At 53.0% G+C, this 268-nt stretch carries 1 rRNA gene; it reads right to left on the bottom strand.

What is annotated here, in order from left to right:
- A 16S ribosomal RNA gene (locus AC0C45_RS30190) occupies nt 1-268 on the bottom strand; the annotation flags it as partial.

Raw genomic sequence — 268 nt, 5'->3', positions numbered from 1 at the left:
AGACTTAAGAAACCGCCTGCGCGCGCTTTACGCCCAATAATTCCGGATAACGCTTGCCACCTACGTATTACCGCGGCTGCTGGCACGTAGTTAGCCGTGGCTTTCTGGTTAGGTACCGTCAAGGTACAAGCAGTTACTCTTGTACTTGTTCTTCCCTAACAACAGAGTTTTACGACCCGAAAGCCTTCATCACTCACGCGGCGTTGCTCCGTCAGACTTTCGTCCATTGCGGAAGATTCCCTACTGCTGCCTCCCGTAGGAGTCTGGG

The organism is Priestia sp. VA7, from assembly GCF_055710015.1.
This window is presented reverse-complemented; position numbering and strand designations above follow the sequence as displayed.